This window comes from Pseudoalteromonas sp. SG44-17 (assembly GCF_014164235.1).
GTDB classification, from domain to species: Bacteria; Pseudomonadota; Gammaproteobacteria; order Enterobacterales; family Alteromonadaceae; genus Pseudoalteromonas; species Pseudoalteromonas rhizosphaerae.
Genome location: NZ_JACJEV010000045.1, coordinates 1 through 21,269 on the forward strand (window position 1 = coordinate 1; position 21,269 = coordinate 21,269).

Sequence of the window (21,269 nt, forward strand, 5' to 3'; positions counted from 1 at the left end):
GGCGAAACTGAAGTCACTTCTTACTTGGTATACGCTTTAAAATTTGATAAATATTTTATGGGTTTAACGTTTACCTTTATGGAAAAAGATAAAACACACTGCTTACCTATAATAGAGCGTTTGCTAGAGTCGATTCGTTATGAATAGCACAATTATTTGAATTAAAGTTCAAGAGTCTCTGATAAATATGGGGTTATTCAGTTCAAATACGGACATTTATCCTGTGCGCTTTTGGCGAGGCTGCTAAACTTACCCGGTTTGCTGTTTCAATGATTGAAAACAACCCTCCCCATGGAATGGGCCAGTTTGTTGGGTATGATTAAAAAGGATAGGGGACACCCGTGATTGCACTTTTATTTGATATTGTTGGTATGACAGGTACGTTTTTAGTGGTTGGCGCGTTTTTTATGCTACAACTGGGTAAAGCCACGCCAACAGGGCTTTTATATAACATGATGAATTTATCTGGCGCTATTTTGTTGCTTATAAGTCTTTGTTATAACTTTAATTTAGCAAGTTTTGTGATTGAAATATTTTGGATCGCAGCCTCATTAATTGGTTTATATAAATACCTAAAAGCTAAGCAGATTTCAGCTGTAGCCTAAATTTATAAATTAATAGAGAAAAACTCTCACGCCGTCGCGTATTTGTATTAATATTGTAAATAGCACGTTACTTATGATGTGCTAACTCCAATGAAAAATATAGGTGTAAAGCGGCGTAATGATTTTGAAGCAAACAGCATGTCTTTTTTTGTGTGTTTATACAACTCCCTTATTGGCGAGCGAGGCTGAGGATTTATTTGCGCTTAGCTTTGAGGATTTACTTGACGTTCATGTCGATATTGCCTCAAAAACCTTAGAAACTCTCGCTTCAGCACCTTCAACCATCACAGTTTTTAATCGCCAAAAAATAGCCTCGCTTGGGGTGAATAATGCGTTTGAATTGATGAATTTTGTTCCTGGTATGCAATCTACTCGTGGTGATTGGGTAGGCGCTGTACCAAAAGATCACGCAAGAGGTGTTTACCTTGATAGCGGCAATATCTTAGTGATGATCAATGGTGAACGTTTAAATGAGTCATCATTTGGCAAAGCGTCAGTTTATATCCCTTATATACCTATAGAAATTATTGATAAAGTTGAGTTCATACGTGGCCCTGGGTCTGCTTTATATGGCAGTAATGCATTCTTAGGGGTGATGAATATAGTGACTAAAAGCCAAAATAATGAAATGTCGCTGGCTGTGGGAAATGTAGGTCAAACCGGCGCTGCATTCTCGGTTAGTCATCAAGTTAATCAGCAAACACATCTATTTGCTAATGGCGCGTATAACCAGAAAAGTGGTAAGCGTTATCCACAAGGGGTAAACGATCCACTGCAATCAGTTTACTTTGAAGCGGGTGTCGATATCAATAAACTGGCTTTGAGAGCGCGTTATAATCAGGTTGAACTGAATGAGTTTTTAAACCTTGGTGGTTATTCTGACAGTAATCAACATCGTAGTGAGAATACTTTCCTATCTGTAGGTTATGATTGGCTTGAAACTGATACACGTACTTTGGCTACAAAAATAGCGTATGCACATCATCAAATACAAAGTGCTGGATTAATCGCACCTGCAGTAGCCTTACCCAATGCCAGTTATGATTTTTTTATTGGTCCTGATTGGCATACGACGGATTTAACAGTCAGTGTAGAGGCCAGTCAGCAATTTAATAATGGTTGGTCAATTAATTCAGGCTTGCAATATAGCCACGCAGAGCAACATAAAGCGGACTTACGTGTTAATTATTTTGATATTAACAGCGGTGAAATTATTGTTGAAGATCCGTTTTATCAAGGGGGGATTGTTACAATCAGTAATTATGCGCCATTTCAGAGTTTGCAATCTACCTTTGAAACCCGAAGTATTTATGGGCAAATCAAAGTGCCTTTTGCTGAGCAATTGACCTTATTTTTAGGGGCACGTTATGATGATGTTAAAGCGATAGACAGTAAATTATCGCCTCGCATTTCCGCAATCTACTCACCAACTCGCGCGCATACTTTTAAATTACAATACGGTGAATCGTTTCGCACTCCTGTGACGAATGAATTGTATTCAGATGATGATGTGACTAAGGGCAATCCAAACTTAAAGTCTGAATATGTTAAAACCACAGAGCTTGTTTGGCGCTACGAGGGACAAGATTGGCATATTAATTCGGTGCTTTTTTATAATCAACTTGTTGATTTTATTAATCTAGTGCCAAATTTAGCTGCCAATAATCAGTTTACCTTTGAAAATCAATTAGATGACATTAATCGTGGTGTTGAATTAGATAGCATGATCCACATTACTAGTGATTTATCAGTGGAAGCGACCTACAGCGAGTATTTTGATACGCCAATTAAGCCAACGTTTAAGCGCTTTGCTAGTGTGATTGCTAATTATCATCATCAGCAATGGGTGCTGAGCCTCAATAGTGTTTGGCGCGATGCCGTCAGTGGCCCGACAATGACAAGCGACTTTACTCAACCGGCTTACTTTTTGCTCGGCGGGGCTGTTAGTTGGCAATTTTCTGCACGCAGTGAAATTAGTTTTAAAGCCCATAATCTCTTAGATAAGCACTACCGTGTGTACGATCCAAGAGTCACAGATGGTGCTGTTGCTGGTGTCGGCAGTGAATACTCGTTACACTATCAAATCAAATTTTAAGTTTTAGGGACGCTCAGGTGTGCCCTTTGGTTGAACATGCTGCGTTTTCCCCGAAAAATATTAATCGCTGTTGCCATTTTAATCAGTGTATTGTTGCTTAGTTTTCTATTTGGCCGACACTATGATTTAAGTCAAGCAAAGCAGCAAGCTGAACTCCAAGTGGGTCAATTGCGTAATTATCTTGATACCGAACTCTCTCGTTTTGCAACTATTCCTCATTTAGTTACTGATAACCAGTTACTCACTGCATTTCTCAGTGATACTGATCAGCCCGTGCAGCCTATTAATAATTACTTGGCTGATATCCAACAAGCCAGTGGTGCATCAGACGTCTATGTACTTAATCGTGAAGGGGATGTTATTGCATCGAGCAATTGGCAACTTGATTACAGTTATATCGGTAATAACTTTGCATTTCGTCCGTATTTTTCTCAGGCATTGGCGGGTAACAAAATTGCCTATTTTGCTCTTGGTTTACGATCTAAAGAGCGTGGCATTTATTTTTCTGAACCGATTTATCGCGATGGCCAAGTAATAGGTGTGGTCACCTTAAAAGTGAATGTATCTAAGTTTGAAACTGATCGACAATTACTGAATGCGTCCCACGCTAGCCATTTTTATTTAAGCTTAGACGATAATATTATTGCTATGTCCGATAGCCCATCATGGCGACTCAATTCGTTGCATAGCCTCACAGCAGCAGACTATCAACACTTTACGACAAGCCGACGCTACCTAGAGTATGTACCAAAAGTTATCACTGCTGAGCACATTACTAGCCAAGGGATGCCCCTGTTATACGTTAATGATGCGAATAAACGCAGTAAATATGTGCCTGCAAGTGCGCCGATTGAGCGACTTAATGCAAAAATAACTGTGCTTGTTGATATATCGTCGGTGAATGTTAATCAACTAGGACGATTGTTTTGGTTGAGTGTGATTTATGCTGGGGGGTTAATGCTTTTTTACAGTTTAATGGCACGTTTTGCCGGCTATAAAAAATTACTTTTTTCTCGTCATAGCCTTGAGCAAGAAGTTATAGAGCGCACCCATGCACTCGAAAAAGCACAAACAGCGCTGGTGCAAACAGCCAAATTGGCCACCATAGGTCAACTTAGTGCTGGTATCAATCATGAGATTAACCAACCCTTGAGTGCTATGAGTACGTATTTGGTTAGTGCTAAGCGCTTGATTGCCAAAGGTGATATTGCAAAGGCCGCTGAAAATATTGTTATTGTGCAATCGCTGATCGAACGAGTACATAAAATTGTTGGACAATTAAAGCACTTTAGCAAACCAGCACAAACACAGTTAAGGGAGCAAAGCTTAAGCCAGCTACTTAAAAATGCCATGGTGATCGCCTCCGCGCAATTAAAGCAGGATGATGTCAACGTTAACGCCGCTGATATTGCTGACACTGTAAAAGTATGGGTTGATGGCATTAAATTTGAGCAAGTGTTAGTGAATGTGATCACCAATGCCAGCCAAGCAATGGCTGACAGCACAGTGCGAGAGCTGAGTTTTGAGATAGAGCAGTTTGACGACCGCGTTAAGCTGTCTATTTTGGATACTGGGCCTGGTATCGAGTTACATGCGCTTGGGACTATTTTTGAGCCTTTTTATAGCACTAAATCAACTAATGGCCTTGGCTTAGGGCTATCTATTTCTAAGCAAATTATTAATTCATTTAATGGCTGTTTAAGTGCGCATAATCGCCCTGGCGGTGGTGCTCAATTCATTATTACCTTAGCAAGTACTAAAGGAGCGTTATGAATACGTTAGCAACTGATTGTAAACAAGTCATTGTTATTGATGACGAAGCGATGATCCGCGATTCACTTGACCAATTGCTGACACTCGAAGGCTATCAAGTACAGTGTTTTAGCGATCCAATGAGTGCTTTATCAAAACTTAATCGTCGTTTTAACGGGGTGGTGCTCAGTGATATTAATATGCCGAAAATGGATGGACTGGCTTTTTTAGAACAAGTTCAAGCATTTGATAGCGAATTACCGGTGATCTTTCTGACTGGATTTGCTGATGTATCAGTGGCTGTTAAAGCAATGCAATTAGGGGCTTACGACTTATTTGAAAAACCTCTCACTGAGCAGTTATTAGATTGCATTGCCAGAGCGTGCGATAAGCGTGCCTTGGTAATGGAAAACCGTGCTTTAAAATTAGCGGTAGAAAAAACGTCAGCCCCAGGTGTGCGGATCTTAGGGGAAACCGTGCAAATGCAGCAAATGATGCATCTGCTCAATGCGGTGATCGACACTCCCGCAGATGTGATGATTGAAGGTGAAACTGGCACCGGTAAAGAGTTAGTTGCACGCTTTTTACACGATCAAAGCAGTCGTTCAAACTGTAATTTTGTGGCAATTAACTGTGGTGCCATACCAGAGCAACTGATTGAAAGTGAACTATTTGGTGCGGCCAGTGGCGCGTTTACAGGGGCAACACACAGTCGCCAAGGTAAGTTTGAGTTTGCTCAAGGTGGTACGGTGTTTTTAGATGAGATAGAAAGCACACCGGCATCATTACAAGTAAAGTTACTTCGCGTTTTAGAAGAGCGAAAAGTGACCCCCGTCGGCGCTAATACCGCGGTTGACTTAGACATACGTATCGTTGCGGCAACCAAAGTTGATTTATTATCCTTGGTCGAAAAAGGGGACTTCAGAGCTGACTTATATTATCGACTCAATTTAGTGAGGGTAAGTATTCCGGCATTGCGTGATAGGAAAGCTGATATTCCTTTATTATTCAAACATTTTAGCTCTATTGCCGCGACTCGTTTTCATAAACCTCCGGCTCCTCTAAGTAGCGATATATTACAGCGTTTACTTAGTTACCAGTGGCCAGGTAATGTCAGAGAGCTTAGAAACCAAGCTGAACGAGCGGTGCTGCTTGGTGCTGAATTAGCGTTCGCCAATACCGAAAATAATAATGGCAGTGAGTTATCGCCCGATCTGAGTTTGGCGGAAAAAGTGTGCTTTTATGAGCAATCTTTAATCGAAGAAGCCCTTGAGCGCCACCAAGGTAGTATTAAAGAAACTATGAATACCTTACAGATTGCTCGTAAAACCTTGTATGACAAAATGAGTAAATATGGCCTCAATCGTGACATGTTTATTGATTAACCAGAGCTGTGCTTAAGTGATTTACCTGCTCAGCTTAATTTGATGGGTGGAAACAGTGACACAGACGCTTTGATAGTGTGTGGGATCCCGCACACTTTATTGTAAGTATAATTTAATTTTAAATTTAACTATCTGAATATATTAAACTTTACTTTTTTATACGCAGTTGGCAGTAAACTTGCCTTTATTAGCGGGAACAACAAATGATCCTAACAATAAGGGCACACAATGATAATAATAGACAAAAAGCTAACCCCTGTTTTTGTAGCAACGAGTTTTGCAGCAGCTTGCTTTGGACAAAGTGTTCATGCTGCAGAGTATGACATTTATGGTAAAGCAGAAGTACAAATTGCTAATACTGACAACGGTGTAATGCGCTATGCTAAAAAAGGAACGCAAATCGATGCGCCTTTTTCACGCATTGGTGTGAAAGGGCAACATGTACTCACTGACTCGTTAAAAGCGGTATTTAAATACGAAGTGCAAGTAAAGGGCTTTGAGCACGATGATACCGATGAGCCATTTAGTGCCCGTAATACATATTTAGGTTTAGCGGGAAATTTTGGTGAAGTTGTAGTTGGTCGAAACGATACACGCTTTAAGTATTCAGAAGGTAAAGTTGATAACTTCAATGAAACTCAAGCCGATATTGCTCAATTACTACCGGGTCAAGATCGCCTTGGTGATACCATAACGTATAGTTCAAAATCATATGCGGGTGCTCAGCTATCACTTACCTATGCTTTGAAGGATGACAGTGCCAATAATGAAGCCGGTTATGCCGCTACGTTAATTTATGGTGACCGTGGTTTAAAAAATAAAAATTATTATGTGGCGATCAGCCATATTGATTCACTCAATAATATCAACGCCAGTCGCATCGTTGGCGCGTGGCAAAAAAATGATTTACAACTAGGTGCTATTTACCAGCACAGTGAGTCAGTAGATGGTACTAAATCAGGAAACGGCTATGTGTTGAGTGCCAGTTATACCATTGACAAATGGCAGCCAAAACTACAATTTGCCAGTGATGACTCAACTATTCGCCAAAGTACTAAGGGCAGCCAGTGGACTGCAGGTGTGGATTATTTATTTGATAAACAAACTACCGCGTACTTATTCTATACTGACTTAGATTTGCAACAGCAAACGGATAGTAGCTTAGCCCTTGGCTTAAAGTATAAATTTTAAAGGGGTTGAATATGAGCACACAAACTTTAGACGATAAACCTGAAAAAAATCCAATGATACAGATCTTGCTGCTGTTATTGGGCCCTGCGGTCATGTTACTTACGTGTTTGATCGATCCTCCTGCTGGCATGAGTACCGCTGCTCTTCGTACTTCAGGATTAGCATTTTGGATGGCATCATGGTGGGTGAGTGAAGTAGTTCCTATCCCAGCTACGGCGCTATTGCCGTTGGTATTTTCTCCGTTGGCTGACATTGCTGCGATAAAAAGTGTCGCTGCACCGTATGCGCACCCCTTAATATTTTTGTTTTTAGGTGGCTTTTTAATTTCCATTGCGATGGAACGTTGGGGCTTACACAAGCGCATTGCTTTACGTACTATGCTCTACGCGGGCTCAAAACCGAGTTTGCAGATATTAGCGATGATGTTAGTAACGGCATTCTTATCAATGTGGATGTCAAATACTGCAACAGCAGTGATGATGTTACCTATTGCTATGTCTATCACCCATTTAGTGCAAAAATCTAATCCAAATAATAATGGTTTTGGTAAAGCACTGTTACTTTCTATTGCTTATGGTGCCAGCATTGGCGGCATTGCAACATTAATTGGTACGCCACCGAATGCATTGATGGCCGCTTATTTATCAGATAGTTATAAAATTGAAATTGGTTTTGCGCAATGGATGATGGTGGGTGTGCCATTGTCACTGACTATGTTGATCATCTGTTGGTTGTGGCTGACCAAGTTTGCTTACAAAGTTGATAAAACGGATGAAAAATCTAAAAAAGTCGACACCAAGTCACTATTTAGCTCGCAGTTAAAAGGTCTTGGCACCATGCAACGCGCTGAGAAAGGGGTGTTATGTGTGTTTTTATTTGCAGCTGTGTGCTGGATATTTAGACCTCTGATCGCTGATTTTTCTGGTTTAAAAATATCGGATACCGGTATTGCCATTGCCGCAGCATTATTATTATTTGTTTTGCCTGCTAATAAAGGCAGTGATGAACGTATTCTTGACTGGCAAAGTGCGGCAGGAGTTCCTTGGGGAGTGTTATTGTTGTTTGGTGGTGGCTTAACCCTAGCGGCACAAATAAAGTCATCAGGTTTGGCTGAATACATAGCTCATATGATTGAAGGCGTCAGCGCCATTCCATTAGTATTGAGTGTATTAGCAATTGCAACCTTAATCACTTTCTTAACTGAGATCACCAGTAATACAGCAACCGCAGCTGGATTTTTACCACTACTTGGCCCTGTCGCTGAGTCAGTCACAGGTTCGCCATTGGTCTGGGTTATTCCTGCGGCTATAGCCTGTAGTTGTGCGTTTATGATGCCTGTAGCGACCCCGCCTAATGCCATTGTGTTTGGCTCTGGGCAAATTCAAATGCGGGATATGATCAAAGCCGGCTTTGCATTAAATATTGTTGCAATTGCGCTGATCACATTTGTCACTATGACCCTTGCTGCATCGGTATTTAATTTTTAAGTAATTCAAAGTTACCCAACCGGAGCGCTATTCGTTTGTTGATAGCGCTCTATATTGCCCCTGCTAAGAAACAAAGTTATAGTGGTTAAATCTTTATTTTGTTTATGAGTATGCTTTTGTCTGACACTGGCACTGTATGTAACCCTGAGCTAAAAGCGCAATTTGATGAAATGCAGCTGCATTTTGATGCCCAGCCATATTTAGCATTATCACAGCGGATCCGTTTATTAAAATCTTTAAAACGTGAACTGTTGGCATTAGAGGCTGAATTGGTAGCTGCAAGCTCGAAAGACTTTGGCTTTCGCACTGCTTTTGATACGATTTTGGGTGATATACTGCCTACGGTCAAAACGATCAGCCACACCATCAAGCATTTACCTAAATGGGCAAAAAATTCACCACGAAAAGCGGGTTTGAGCCTAGCGCCATCAAAAGTTGCTGTGAGCTATCAACCCAAAGGAGTGGTGGGAATAATTTCTCCATGGAATTACCCAATTCAATTATCAATCGTGCCGGTGATAACCGCAATTGCCGCAGGTAATCGGGTATTATTAAAGGTCAGTGAATTTACTCCGCACACCAATCAAGTAATCAAAAAACTATTTATCGGCGAGCTTAGCGAACATTGCGCAGTGATCGAAGGTGAAGCGCAATTAAGTCAACAGTTTAGCTGTTTGCCATTCGCACACTTATTTTTTACCGGCTCTACAGCTGTAGGGCGCCATGTTATGGCCGCTGCGAGTAAAAACCTTACCCCAGTAACTCTTGAGTTAGGTGGCAAATCGCCCGTTATCATTACCGCGCAAGCGGATATAGATAAGGCGGCTAAAGCTATTTTATTTGGTAAAATGACCAATGCAGGGCAAATTTGTGTTGCCCCCGATTATGTTTTAGTGCCGGAAAACTTACAGCATCAGTTAGTCAGAAGTCTCTGTAGCTTATATAAAAAACATTATAACTTAGGTGTCGAGGGTAAAAATTTAACCTCGGTTATTAATCACCACCATTTTCAGCGTTTAACCGATTTATTGGCAGATGCACAGCAACAGGGCGCACAGATAATTAAGCCGTTAGATGAAAACCAAAGCGACGAACATAAGCATCGTCTTGGTTTGCACATTGTGACTGATGTGAATGACAATATGAAGTTGATGCAAGAAGAACTGTTTGGACCAATTCTTGCGATTGTCAGTTATCAAGCTTTACCTCAGGCGATTGCATACATAAATCAACGTCCTCAGCCGTTAGCTTTGTACATAATGGGGCAAGATAAACAAATCAATGAAGGTATTCAACAGCAAACACAAAGTGGTACCTTCGCAATAAATGACACCTTAATGCAGGTGACTGCTGATGATGCGCCATTTGGTGGCTTAGGTCCTTCTGGGATGGGAAACTATCACGGTATAGAAGGCTTTTTAACCTTTAGCCATGCACGTAATACATTGAAAACGGGTGGTTTTAATCCTAAATTAGGATTGTTGTTGGCGCAAAATAAGATATTGATTAAAATACTTAAATGGTTGTACTTGCGGCCATAAATTGGCGTTAAGTACAATCCAATAGCGTTTTAACTGGCAGTTAAAACATCCGATCTTCGCCCGCATACAGCCCAGCTTGGATTTTTTCATACAATGCATCAGCTTTTTCTTTGGCTTCTGCAATTTGCGCAGGCATCAGCTTGCGCTCATCTAGCTTGCGACTGTGACTGGCATCTAAATTACCATTATACTCAGCAACAGTGTTCCAGATGTATGATTTTTCGATGTTTTTTTCGACTCCATGGCCTTCGAAATACATCAGCGCCATATTAAACTGTGCTAGCGTATAATTATTACCAGCGGCTTTTTCATACCATTTAATAGCTTCTTTATAATCTTGCGCAACGCCATCGCCGTTGGCGTACATCACACCCAAGTTAAACTGAGCAGCAGGTAAGTTTTTTGCCGCGGCTTGCTTAAAGAGTGAAACTGACATTTGTTTATCAAGTTTAACGCCTTTACCTTCTTGGTAAAGTACAGCTAATGCAAACATTGAGTCGACGTGGTTCTTTTTAACGCCTTGCTGGTAAAGTTCAGCAGCTTTGTGATAGTCGCGCGTTACGCCGTGGCCACCTTCATATAGCTGCCCTAGCTCGTAAATTCCTGGTGCAAAGCCTTTTTCTGCAAGGTAGTTAAACTCTCTAAGTGCATCTTCAAATTGACCTTCATTGGCTGCGCGGATCCCTTCTTCAAGTCCCGCATGAGCAACACCACAGATGCTAAGTGCACCGACCATCAACAATATCTTAAACTTCGGCTGCCACATGACAATACCTCCAATTAGCGTGTTACTGTTTAATTTTAGTCCCAACAACCACAATTGCCCAGCTTCGCACTATAAATGATAAAACTTAGACATAAGATACAGATATTACAGAAAATTTAAAGGAATAAAAAAAGCCCCTGATGGGGCTTTTTGGGTCATATCAACCGTCACCGATATGAGCAATGTAGCAAGTGAGTGTGATCTTTTAATTATATTACTTGGGTCGAGTAAGTAATATGCTTGAAGCGTCACCATCTTCATCAACAACGTTGTACTAAAGGGGCCCAGCATCCTTACTGGTCGATCTTCCCTAGGGCACTGAGGTCGGTACGTTCAATTCTTACAAGAAGCGCAAACCTGTCGTGTTGGGCTGCTTGGTGTTGATGCGATCGATTATTACTTGTATTTGAATGTGCGTCAATAGCTAAATGATAATTATTTCCATTTGTTCGGTTTTATTTTAATCCCCTCATTTACATAATGCGCTAAGTTGATTAACGTAGTGCTATAAAGAACCGTAAGAAAAATAAAAATGTCTATAAAAAACATGTGCTTGAATTATAAATCCGCAGTAGTTGGTGTGTTTCTATTAGCTCTGACTGGATGCTCAGCTACATTTACCTACAATAATATAGGCTGGTTATCGGCGTTTTGGATTGATGACTACGTTGATTTATCGAAGCAGCAAAGCAAACAAGCTAAAGACTTAATTAAGAAAAGTCGGGATTGGCATCGTAAGACGCAATTACCTTTGTATCGACAGGATCTGTTGGCATTACAAAAGCTACTTGATGAAGACCCTTCAGAGCAAGCATTATTAACGTATTTTCAAGGCTTTAAAACACATTGGCAATCGTTAGTTATGTATGTAAGAGACGATCTTATTGAACTTGCTATTGGTTTATCCACGGAGCAAAGAGAAGAATTTGTTGCTGCCATTGCAGAGGATATAACAACAGAAAGTGACGAGTATAATGAACAAACCCCAACACAGCGTGAGCAAGATCGCCTTGAACGTCAGTTAGATACTTATAAACAGTGGCTTGGTAAACTGAGTGAACAACAAGTGTCTTTGATCACCCAAGCGAACAGCGAATTTCAAGCAACATTTTTATTAAGGCAAGCTTACAAGCAAACTCGGCTGGATAAACTCAAACAGGTATTTTTTGATAGCCAACTTAGCCGCGATCAGTTTATTAGCCAATTATCAGCTGTCATTACTGAGCGAGAGGTGTTTATGAGTGACGAATTAATTCGCTTAGATGCTGAAAATTCAAAGCGCTATGCGCGTTTACTTGTGAGTTTAAGAGCCACGTTGACAGCAAAACAGCGCCAGCATGCTAATGCTGAGTTCTCCGATATGTTAGAAGATATAGAACAATTAATTAATGATGAATAGGCTGTTAGTTGCTAAGATCTTAATTTTAAAAATTTTTTATAAAAATGAATATATCAAAAACAAATAGAGCTTGTACTCTTTCAATTAACCGTTAGACTGACTTTTTTTCGTTCGAATTAAAGTTAATCAATGGATATCGCAGCCTTAGATAGCGCTCAAGTATTACGTGAAAATTTACTGAAATGGATTTGTTTCTGTTTCGGAATTTTAGCGAGTGTTTTTACCTATTTTAATCTTTTTATTAATGACTTTTACTCATTAGGGATTTTAGAAGGGGTTTTTGCTATTTATTGTTTTTATACTTTTAACTATGCTCGGACACGAAAATTTCAGACTTGGCAGCCGTTATTATTGTGCCTTTGTATTATGCTATTAGTAATCTTGGGCACTTACCTTGCTGTTGTTAAGAGTGGCCTGTTCGTCTGGACTTTTACTTTACCTATATTATTTTATTTATTGTTAGGTTGTAAGTGTGGTTTTTACCTATCGTTGTTATTAGTGTGTGTACAAACGGCTGTGTTTATTAGTAAACCCTCCTTAGCACCATTTTCAGAGCTTAACCTGTACCTAAATATGAGTTTTAGCTATGTGATAGTTTGGGTTACTGCGCATATTTTTGAAGCGAGCCGAGCACAATTTTCAGAGCGACTAGAAAACCTTGCCTTGTTAGATCCGCTGACAAACACCGGCAACCGTTTAGCAATGAACCATTACTTTGAAGTTGAGTTGGTAGACAAAATTAATTTATTTATTATGGTGCTAGATCTTGATTACTTTAAAAAAGTAAATGACGAATTTGGTCATGATGTGGGCGATCAAGTTCTGGTTGAAATTGCCACTATATTAAGAGAAACACTTAACAAGGGGCGAGTTTTTCGTACTGGCGGCGAAGAGTTTGCACTGTTCATTCCTGATTCAAATCAACAAGAGTCTTATCAAATTGCTGAAAATATCAGAGTGGGTTTGCAAAGTACGGCTATCAATGTTGGTGCGCGTGAAATAATTTTAACAGCAAGTATCGGTTTAGCTGCTTATCGTGATGGCGATAGCCTAAAACAAGCGATTAAAGCAGCAGATGAGCAACTTTATTATGCAAAAAAACATGGTCGAAACAATGTTTATTTTGACTCGCAGCAATACTCAGCAAAACTAGAACAGGTTTCTTAACCTAGATACATGTGCTCGAAACCGGGAATGTTACTTTCCCAAAGTGGTGTTTCTTTACCTAAGTGATCACGTATCGCATCAAAAAATAATCGTGTTCTTACAGGTAAATCACGGTGTGGATATACCGCGTACATCGCACTGTATTCTTGTAATTTGATGTCTGTTAATAAGGGCACTAAACGTCCTTGCTTTATTTCATCATTAATAATAAATGCTGGCGCGAGCACATAGGTTGTTCCAGAAAGCGTTTTATCGAGCAGTACCTCGGCATCATTGGCTCTAAACACACTCTTAATTTTTTGCTCTTGCGGTAGACCATATTGATCTACATAACGAATACCCTCAACGCGCAACGAAGTGCTGGAATAACTGGCTGCGGGTAAATCAATTAAGTCCTCTATTTTACTTGGCAATCCATACGTTTGAATAAACTCAGGTGCGGCTAATATTAGTAATCTATTGCGCGCAATTTTACGTGCGATCAGTGATGAGTCTTTTGGCTCACCGACCCGAAAAGCAAGATCAAAGCCTTCAGATACCAGATCAACTAACTTATCATCGAGTCTTAGTTCAACTTCTACTTGCGGGAAGCGTTTTTGAAAATCATTAATTACAGGTTGTAGATAACGCCTGCCGATAATGGTTGATGAAGTGATTTTTAATACACCGCGTGGCTCTTGGTGATAATTCTCGGCTAAACGTACAGTTTCACCTAGTAGTTGCCTCAACTCACTGGCCTTTTTAATCATTTCGGCCCCTGCAGCTGTCAGTGAAAATGAGCGGGTGGTGCGGTTTAGTAAACGTACTCCTAAATCATCTTCGAGACGACTTATTTGTTTTGAGATCACTGAACGATCAATATTACGGGTTTCTGCTGCTTTAGCGAATGAGCCTCGCTCAACGACTTCTAACAACATCAATAAGCGACTTGTGGTATCCATTAATTACTCACCAATATTTAATTGATGCCATATTGGCATTAATGAATTTAAAAATCTATGGTTTTTGTCCACAACAATGTTCCGTAACATAGAAAAATACACTAAATGGAGCGTCGTCATGAACAAACACTTAATAGCTATTGCAGTTTTAGGGGCATCACTTGCCCTCACCGGTTGTGCAGAAGAGCCTGCTCAACAGAGCAATCAACCACATCTTCAACCAATAGATGTTGCCTCAGTGATCATTAAGCCAGTGCAAAACTGGCACACCTACACTACGCGTTTAGAAGCGCCGGAAGAAGTATCACTTATGCCACGTGTTGCCGGAGTTATTGAGCATATTGCGTTTAATGAGGGCGACGAGGTTAAACAGGGTGACTTACTGTTTAAACTTGACGCTCGCCCATATGCTGCGGTTGTAGCAAGTTTAGAGGCACAAGTAGTCAGTGCTGAAGCCGCTTTATCGCAAGCGCAAAGTGAAGCTAAAAGAGCGGTGCGATTAACCGAGCGAAAAGCGATTTCAACAGAGCAAGCGGAATCACGTACGTCAACGTTACGCCAACGTGAAGCACAACTTGCGGCCTTAAAAGCCCAGCTAATTGCAGCTAATTTAGATTTAGAATTTACAGATATACGTTCACCCATTGATGGTGTGATCTCGCGTGCAAATATTACCAAAGGTAATAATGTGCTTGCAGGGCAAAGTGTACTGACTTCAATCGTATCAAATCAAACTATGTATGCTTACTTTGATGTTGATGAACGTACTTGGAATAGTTCATTTGATGAAGTAACCGCCGCTGCTCATCAGCAAGTAGTCATGCAAAAAGTTGGTCAAAATGGCTTTGCACACACCGGTTATATCGACTTTATTGATAATCAAATCAATGCAGCAACAGGTACTTTGCGAGTTCGTGCACGATTTGATGAAAATACCGCCTTACGCGCCGGTTCATTTGCACGTATTAAGTTAGCGGCCAATGACATTACAGAGCAAGTTATTGTGCCTGATAGAGCAATTGGCACCGATTTGAAAAATCGCTTTGTGCTCACTGTAGGTGAAGGCAATATTCTTGAATATAAACTGGTTACAACCGGTGAGCGCTATGACAGTTTTCGCGCTATTACCTCGGGCTTAAAAGCTGGCGATGTGATTGCGGTTAATGGTCCTGCGCGTGTTGGACCTGGCATGCCGATTTCACCTAATACAGTGACCCTAGACACCACCGGTGTTGCTTTTACGTTATCGCCAACGGCGCAGCACACACTTATGGCTAAGAAGTAGGACGAATAATGAAATTTTCTCACTTTTTTATTCAACGACCGATATTTGCAGCCATGCTGTCATTGGTGATTTTAATTGCCGGTGGTATTTCGTTGTTTCAACTGCCGGTCAGTGAGTATCCTGAAGTTGTTCCGCCGACAGTTGTGGTAACTGCGAACTACCCAGGAGCAAATCCAACCGTAATAGCACAAACTGTGGCTACTCCATTGGAGCAAGAGATCAATGGTACTGAGAACATGTTGTATATGTTTTCCCAAGCGACCAGTGATGGGCGTATGACACTGACAGTAACGTTTTCATTGGGAACGGATTTAGATCGTGCGCAAGTACAAGTACAAAATCGGGTTAACAGTGCTTTGCCGCGACTACCACAAGAAGTGCAGCGCTTAGGCGTCGTCGCTGAAAAATCATCACCGGATCTAACCATGGTGGTGCACTTATTCTCACCGGAAAAAACACATGATACAGCGTATCTATCTAACTACGCTGATTTATATGTGAAAGACCAAATTGCACGTTTGAGTGGCGTAGGCGATGTAAAATTATTTGGTGGTGGTCAATATTCAATGCGAGTGTGGCTTAACCCCGATGCATTAGCGGCACGAGAATTAACCGCAATGGACGTCGTCAACGCATTGCGTGCGCAAAACCAACAAGTTGCAGCGGGTAGCTTAGGTGCACAACCTGCTTCAACAGACAGTCAATTTCAAATATTGTTAAATGTAAAAGGACGCTTAAACAGTATTGAAGAGTTTCAGCAAGTGATCATTAAAGTGGGTGAACAAGGTCAATTAACACGTCTAAGCGATGTTGCACGTGTCGATTTAGGCCAAAATACTTACTCACTTAGAGCTGAACTTGATAATCAACCAGCGCTGGCGATGCCGATATTTCAACGTCCTGGCTCTAATGCAATTGAGCTTTCAGATCAAGTACGCGAAACCATGGCGCGTTTATCGAAAGATTTTCCAGCTGGTGTTGAGTACGACATTGTCTACGACCCTACGGTATTTGTTCGCGGCTCGATTGATGCGGTGATCAAAACGTTACTTGAAGCTATCGCGTTAGTGGTAATTGTAGTGGTGTTATTTTTACAAACCTGGCGTGCTTCGATTATTCCACTAATAGCTGTGCCAGTTTCACTGATTGGTACTTTTGCGGTGATGCAGTGGTTAGGGGTCTCGATCAATACGCTGTCGTTATTTGGTTTAGTACTTGCCATAGGTATTGTGGTCGATGATGCTATTGTGGTGGTCGAAAACGTTGAACGTAACATTGAACAAGGTTTATCACCTCTGGAAGCAACGCGCGTGGCTATGACTGAAGTGACAGGGCCTATAATCGCGATTGCGTTAGTGTTGTGTGCAGTGTTTATTCCTACCGCGTTTATTAGTGGTTTATCAGGTCAATTTTATAAACAGTTTGCGTTAACTATTACTATTTCAACGGTTATCTCAGCATTTAACTCATTAACTTTATCACCGGCGTTGGCGGCACTATTACTTAAAAGCCATGATGCTAAACCGGATGCGCTGACGCGTTTATTAAATCGTTTATTTGGTCGCTGGTTATTTGCACCCTTTAATCGAGTATTTGACCGTGGCGCCAAAGGCTATCAAAAGCTGGTACAAAAACTAATGCGCATGAGCGTGGTAGTGGTGATTGCATACGTGGTTTTATTAGGCGGAACAATTAAGCTATTTGATGCCGTGCCGGGTGGTTTTATTCCTGCACAAGATAAGCAGTATTTAGTTGCGATAGCACAATTACCTGATGCAGCGAGTTTAGACCGTACTCAAGATGTGGTTAGGCAAATGCAAGAAATTGCACTGCAAGTACCAGGGGTTGCTCACACAGTTGCCTTTCCTGGCTTGTCAGTAAATGGTTTTACTAACAGTCCTAATAGCGCCATTGTATTTACACCGCTAGAAGACTTTAGTGAACGAAGCGATCCTAGTAAATCGGCGATGGCTATTGCGGCACAGTTAAACCAGCGTTTTAGTGCCATTGATGAAGCATTTGTTGCTGTATTCCCACCGCCGCCAATCCAAGGTTTAGGCACCACGGGTGGGTTTAAACTGCAAATTGAAGATCGCGGTAATAAAGGCTTTGAAACACTATTTAACAGTTTGCAAATGGTGATTGGTAAAGCTCAGCAAGATCCTGCGTTAATGGGGCTCTATTCAAGTTTTAGAATTCAAGTACCACAAATGGATATTGATATCGACCGAGAGCAAGCGCTTATTCAAGGTATTCCATTGGATGAAGTATTTAATGCGTTGCAAGTGTATTTGGGCTCAATGTACGTTAATGACTTTAATTTATTTGGCCGTACGTACCAAGTTAATGCCCAAGCTGATGCTGATTTCCGCCTTGATCCAGAACAAATATTGAATCTAAAAGTGCGCAATAACCAAGGGAATATGGTGCCATTAGGCTCGGTATTAACGGCAACGCCTACAACAGGTCCTGATCGAGTGATGCATTACAATGGTTACCCAAGTGCAGAGCTTAATGGTAGTCCAGCGCCTGGTTACAGTTCAGATCAAGCACAGCAAGCAATTGAGCTGATCTTGGCTGATAATTTACCTACGGGTATTGAGTACGAATGGACCGAAGTTACTTTTCAGCAAATTCTAGCGGGTAATACCATGGTCTACGTATTCCCATTAGTGGTGTTATTAGTGTTCATGGTATTGGCTGCGCAGTATGAAAGCTTACGTCTCCCACTGGCTATTATTCTTATTGTACCAATGACAATATTCTCAGCATTAATGGGTGTATGGTTGGTTGGCGCTGATAATAATATTTTCACGCAAATAGCATTGATTGTATTGGTTGCCTTGGCTTCTAAAAATGCCATTTTAATGGTGGAGTTTGCACGCGATAAAAATAACCATGGGTTGAGTCATTTTGACGCTATTTTAGAAGCTTGTCGGATGCGTTTACGACCTATCTTAATGACGTCAATTGCCTTTACGGCGGGTGTCATTCCCTTAGTATTAGCAACGGGAGCTGGAGCAGAAATGCGCCATGCAATGGGCAACGCAGTGTTCTCGGGTATGATTGGTGTAACCGTGTTTGGTTTATTATTTACCCCTGTATTTTATATTTTGGTAACTAAAACCCGTAAAGTGACTACGCAGGAGCAAATTAATGAGTAAGTATAAGTTAACCGCTCTTGTTGTGGCGGGTTTATTAAGTGGCTGCGCCAGTAAAATTGATGAGCAGCAACAGCAAAATCAGCTACAAGAATTTGTTGCAACAACACAAATCGCAGCACAATTACAAGGTCAAGATGAGCTTAACTGGTGGCAACAATTAAATTCAACCCAGTTAAATAATCTTGTGATCAGTGCGCGCGCTAATAATCATGATTTGCTCACTAGTCAGTTGCAGTTACAAAGCGCGCTTGCTCGTTTAGGTGGGCAAAAAGCACAGTATCTTCCCCAAGGTGCAGTGGCAGTTGATGCCACTCGCTCAAGTACTGGTAACGTTAACACGCGTCAATCGGAAGCCAATGTTAACCTTGATTGGCAACTTGATTTATTTGGTAAAGTAACTGCGCTTGTTGATGCTGCGAATGCAGGGGCAATGAGTCAAGCGGAACAATTGCGCGCTTTGCATATTGAAGTTGTTACCTCTGTGGTAAAAGGGTTTGTCAGTTTTCAAGGTAATAAGCAAAAACAGCAGATCATTAACCTACAAATTGAAGCATTAGAGCAAAGTATTGCGGTTCTGCGGGCTCGCGTTGAGGAAGGGGTCGCTAATGAGCTTGATTTAAATCGAACCTTAGCACAATTGAAGCAGCAGCAAGCTTTGTTGCCAGATATTGAATACGCGCAATTTCGTGATCTAGCAACGCTTGCGACGTTAACAGGGCAGTTACCTGCTGATCTAACCTTAGTTGATGAGCAAGCGCTGTTTGAGCATGCATTTACTGTAAGTTTAGCCACCCCAAGTGATGCCATTGCACTGCGTCCTGATATTAGCCAAGCATTATTTGAATTTAGCCAAGCTAATTCATTAAGCGTGGCTGCGAGTAAAGCATTATTACCTGATATCAGTTTAACGGCGTTTGCAGGTGTATTGAGCTTAGATAACAACCAGCTTTCTGACACTTCGCAGCAATGGCAAGTTGCCCCACGCATTCAGTGGTCATTATTGAGCTACCCTGCGTTATTGGCGCAACGTGATGCTCAGCAATATCTCAGTGAAGCCGCTTACAGCCAATATCAACAAGTGGTGTTAGAGGCATTAGCGCAGAGTGAACTTTCACTGCAGTTATTAGTCAAACAAACTCAACAACTAGGCTATGCCAAAGCACGTTATGAGTTTGCTAATAATGCCTTTTTACAAGCGCAGGCGATGTACCAAGAAGGGCAAATACCTTACTTAGAGTTGTTAGATGCGCGACAGGATGTTTTAATAGCGCAGGAAAATGCAATTGACTCAACGATTTCATCATTACTTGCTAAAGTAGACACTTACCAAGTATTTAATGGTCGTTGGAGTTATGCGTTAGTTAATTAAGTTAAGTTGAGTTTTTGATGCCACATACTGATCTTTTATCAACAATCCCCGCGACAATGCGTGCGATTGCGTTACTTGAACCTAATGAACAGATTAATTTATCTGAGCTTGAATTGCCGGTGCCTGATGTTGTAGACAACGAATTGTTGATAAAGGTTGAGTATGTTGCGTTGAATCCGGTTGATGCGTATTTTGCTAAACAAGGTTTTTGTAAATGGCACTATCCTCATACCCTAGGCCTTGATGCTGTAGGGTTGGTGGTAAAAGCCACTAAAGGGGTATTTCCAAGTGTCGGTACTCGGGTCATGTGGCATGGTAATGTTGGCGACCATGGGGTGTTATCGCAATACGCTAAAGTCCCTAACTTTGCTGTATCGCAAATTCCTGACAGCGTTACGTTACAGCAAGCCGCGACATTACCCTGCGCAGGGATGTCGGCATTAATAGCTCTTGATAAACTGCAATTAACCGAAGGTGATTCACTTTTAATTGAAGCTGGTGCGGGGGCCGTCGGTCAGTTCGCCATTCAATTTGCCAAACAACGTGGTGCTACGGTATTTACCACCGCGAGCAAACGCAACCATAAGCTTGTTAAACAATTGGGTGCTGATGTGGTGTTTGATTACAACGATAAAACGCTTAGCGATAAAATTCGTAAAGAACTTGGTCCACAAGGCTTTGATGCAGTGCTCGATTCGATTGGTGGTGAAACCACGGTACGTAATGTTGAATTAATGCGTTTTTGTGGCCGTATTGCGTGCTTAAATCCACTGCCTAAGTTTGAGCAGGAGCTGATGTTCAGACGTGCGCCAAATATAGGTATTGTTTCTTTAGGTGGAGCGTGGTTAGCAAACAGTTTATGTGCTCAGCAAAAAATGAGTTTTATGGGCAATTTATTGCTAGACAATTTAGCCAGTGGCAGTATCAAAATACCGCAGATCATTGAGGTTGAATTTAACGCCAGTAGTATTTCACAGGCGCTGAATAAACAAATTGCTGGTGGCTTTACCGGAAAGCAGGTAGTGAAAATTAGCCATGATTAATTATTAACCGTGATTCATAATCTTTAAGCCTCGCAATTGCGGGGCTTTTTGTTATTGTTTAAGATTATCAACTTAGAGG

At 41.2% G+C, this 21,269-nt stretch carries 15 protein-coding genes; 13 read left to right on the forward strand and 2 right to left on the reverse strand.

Features of this window, described 5'->3' with window-relative positions:
* The first annotated feature begins 341 nt into the window (after nt 1–341).
* The 7 genes from H5182_RS20205 to H5182_RS20235 all read left to right on the forward strand — a co-directional run bounded on the left by H5182_RS20205 (nt 342) and on the right by H5182_RS20235 (nt 10,056).
* Nucleotides 342–605, forward strand: coding sequence for a hypothetical protein (locus H5182_RS20205; protein ID WP_145236163.1), 264 nt, complete (start codon nt 342–344; stop codon nt 603–605).
* Nucleotides 606–723: 118 nt separating this feature from the next.
* Nucleotides 724–2,700, forward strand: a complete 1,977-nt coding sequence (locus tag H5182_RS20210) for a TonB-dependent receptor (protein WP_182760513.1) — start codon at nt 724–726, stop codon at nt 2,698–2,700.
* 36 nt (nt 2,701–2,736) lie between these two features.
* Nucleotides 2,737–4,473, forward strand: coding sequence for a cache domain-containing protein (locus H5182_RS20215; RefSeq protein WP_182760514.1), 1,737 nt, complete (start codon nt 2,737–2,739; stop codon nt 4,471–4,473).
* Nucleotides 4,470–5,837 (forward strand): sigma-54 dependent transcriptional regulator, encoded by a 1,368-nt coding sequence (locus tag H5182_RS20220; protein ID WP_145236154.1) that lies wholly within the window; start codon nt 4,470–4,472, stop codon nt 5,835–5,837. The genes H5182_RS20215 and H5182_RS20220 overlap by 4 nt, the downstream gene beginning before the upstream one ends.
* Before the next feature lie 228 nt (nt 5,838–6,065).
* On the forward strand, nt 6,066–7,028 hold the full coding sequence (locus tag H5182_RS20225) for a porin (RefSeq protein WP_145236151.1): 963 nt from the start codon (nt 6,066–6,068) through the stop codon (nt 7,026–7,028).
* 11 nt (nt 7,029–7,039) lie between these two features.
* A complete protein-coding gene (locus H5182_RS20230; protein ID WP_145236148.1) occupies nt 7,040–8,515 on the forward strand; it encodes a DASS family sodium-coupled anion symporter in 1,476 nt (491 codons plus the stop codon).
* A 110-nt stretch (nt 8,516–8,625) separates the two neighbouring features.
* Entirely contained in the window at nt 8,626–10,056 is a 1,431-nt protein-coding gene (locus H5182_RS20235) for a coniferyl aldehyde dehydrogenase (RefSeq protein ID WP_259398280.1), read from the forward strand.
* Between the two features lie 40 nt (nt 10,057–10,096).
* On the opposite strand, the gene H5182_RS20240 is transcribed toward H5182_RS20235, so the two are convergent.
* Nucleotides 10,097–10,822 (reverse strand): tetratricopeptide repeat protein, encoded by a 726-nt coding sequence (locus tag H5182_RS20240; RefSeq protein ID WP_145236141.1) that lies wholly within the window; start codon nt 10,820–10,822, stop codon nt 10,097–10,099.
* Nucleotides 10,823–11,354: 532 nt separating this feature from the next.
* On the opposite strand from H5182_RS20240, the gene H5182_RS20245 reads away from it, so the two are divergent.
* Together H5182_RS20245 and H5182_RS20250 are read left to right on the forward strand one after the other, a co-directional pair.
* Nucleotides 11,355–12,221: a DUF6279 family lipoprotein gene (locus H5182_RS20245; RefSeq protein WP_145236138.1), complete on the forward strand. Its 867-nt coding sequence runs from the start codon at nt 11,355–11,357 to the stop codon at nt 12,219–12,221.
* Nucleotides 12,222–12,350: 129 nt separating this feature from the next.
* Complete coding sequence (locus tag H5182_RS20250) at nt 12,351–13,388, forward strand: GGDEF domain-containing protein (RefSeq protein WP_182760516.1); 1,038 nt, start codon at nt 12,351–12,353, stop codon at nt 13,386–13,388.
* On the opposite strand, the gene H5182_RS20255 is transcribed toward H5182_RS20250, so the two are convergent.
* A complete protein-coding gene (locus H5182_RS20255; RefSeq protein WP_145236132.1) occupies nt 13,385–14,329 on the reverse strand; it encodes a LysR family transcriptional regulator in 945 nt (314 codons plus the stop codon). The two genes, H5182_RS20250 and H5182_RS20255, sit on opposite strands and share 4 nt — an antisense overlap.
* A 118-nt stretch (nt 14,330–14,447) precedes the next feature.
* Here H5182_RS20255 and H5182_RS20260 point away from each other — a divergent pair, with 118 nt between their 5' ends.
* From H5182_RS20260 to H5182_RS20275, 4 genes are read left to right on the forward strand one after another with little or no spacing between them, the layout of a single operon-like run.
* Entirely contained in the window at nt 14,448–15,614 is a 1,167-nt protein-coding gene (locus tag H5182_RS20260) for an efflux RND transporter periplasmic adaptor subunit (protein WP_182760517.1), read from the forward strand.
* Nucleotides 15,615–15,622: 8 nt separating this feature from the next.
* Nucleotides 15,623–18,778, forward strand: coding sequence for an efflux RND transporter permease subunit (locus H5182_RS20265; protein WP_182760518.1), 3,156 nt, complete (start codon nt 15,623–15,625; stop codon nt 18,776–18,778).
* Complete coding sequence (locus H5182_RS20270; RefSeq protein ID WP_182760519.1) at nt 18,771–20,147, forward strand: TolC family protein; 1,377 nt, start codon at nt 18,771–18,773, stop codon at nt 20,145–20,147. The genes H5182_RS20265 and H5182_RS20270 overlap by 8 nt, the downstream gene beginning before the upstream one ends.
* 17 nt (nt 20,148–20,164) lie before the next feature.
* On the forward strand, nt 20,165–21,190 hold the full coding sequence (locus tag H5182_RS20275) for a zinc-binding dehydrogenase (protein ID WP_182732503.1): 1,026 nt from the start codon (nt 20,165–20,167) through the stop codon (nt 21,188–21,190).
* Nucleotides 21,191–21,269 lie beyond the last annotated feature (79 nt).

Excerpts from the sequence above, each read along its gene's own strand:
- H5182_RS20210 (WP_182760513.1), top strand. The coding sequence starts at position 724 with ATGATTTTGAAGCAAACAGCATGTCTTTTTTTGTGTGTTTATACAACT.
- H5182_RS20215 (WP_182760514.1), top strand. The coding sequence starts at position 2,737 with ATGCTGCGTTTTCCCCGAAAAATATTAATCGCTGTTGCCATTTTAATC.
- H5182_RS20220 (WP_145236154.1), top strand. The coding sequence starts at position 4,470 with ATGAATACGTTAGCAACTGATTGTAAACAAGTCATTGTTATTGATGAC.
- H5182_RS20225 (WP_145236151.1), top strand. The coding sequence starts at position 6,066 with ATGATAATAATAGACAAAAAGCTAACCCCTGTTTTTGTAGCAACGAGT.
- H5182_RS20230 (WP_145236148.1), top strand. The coding sequence starts at position 7,040 with ATGAGCACACAAACTTTAGACGATAAACCTGAAAAAAATCCAATGATA.
- H5182_RS20235 (WP_259398280.1), top strand. The coding sequence starts at position 8,626 with ATGCTTTTGTCTGACACTGGCACTGTATGTAACCCTGAGCTAAAAGCG.
- H5182_RS20240 (WP_145236141.1), bottom strand. The coding sequence starts at position 10,822 with ATGTGGCAGCCGAAGTTTAAGATATTGTTGATGGTCGGTGCACTTAGC.
- H5182_RS20245 (WP_145236138.1), top strand. The coding sequence starts at position 11,355 with ATGTCTATAAAAAACATGTGCTTGAATTATAAATCCGCAGTAGTTGGT.
- H5182_RS20250 (WP_182760516.1), top strand. The coding sequence starts at position 12,351 with ATGGATATCGCAGCCTTAGATAGCGCTCAAGTATTACGTGAAAATTTA.
- H5182_RS20255 (WP_145236132.1), bottom strand. The coding sequence starts at position 14,329 with ATGGATACCACAAGTCGCTTATTGATGTTGTTAGAAGTCGTTGAGCGA.
- H5182_RS20260 (WP_182760517.1), top strand. The coding sequence starts at position 14,448 with ATGAACAAACACTTAATAGCTATTGCAGTTTTAGGGGCATCACTTGCC.
- H5182_RS20265 (WP_182760518.1), top strand. The coding sequence starts at position 15,623 with ATGAAATTTTCTCACTTTTTTATTCAACGACCGATATTTGCAGCCATG.
- H5182_RS20270 (WP_182760519.1), top strand. The coding sequence starts at position 18,771 with ATGAGTAAGTATAAGTTAACCGCTCTTGTTGTGGCGGGTTTATTAAGT.
- H5182_RS20275 (WP_182732503.1), top strand. The coding sequence starts at position 20,165 with ATGCCACATACTGATCTTTTATCAACAATCCCCGCGACAATGCGTGCG.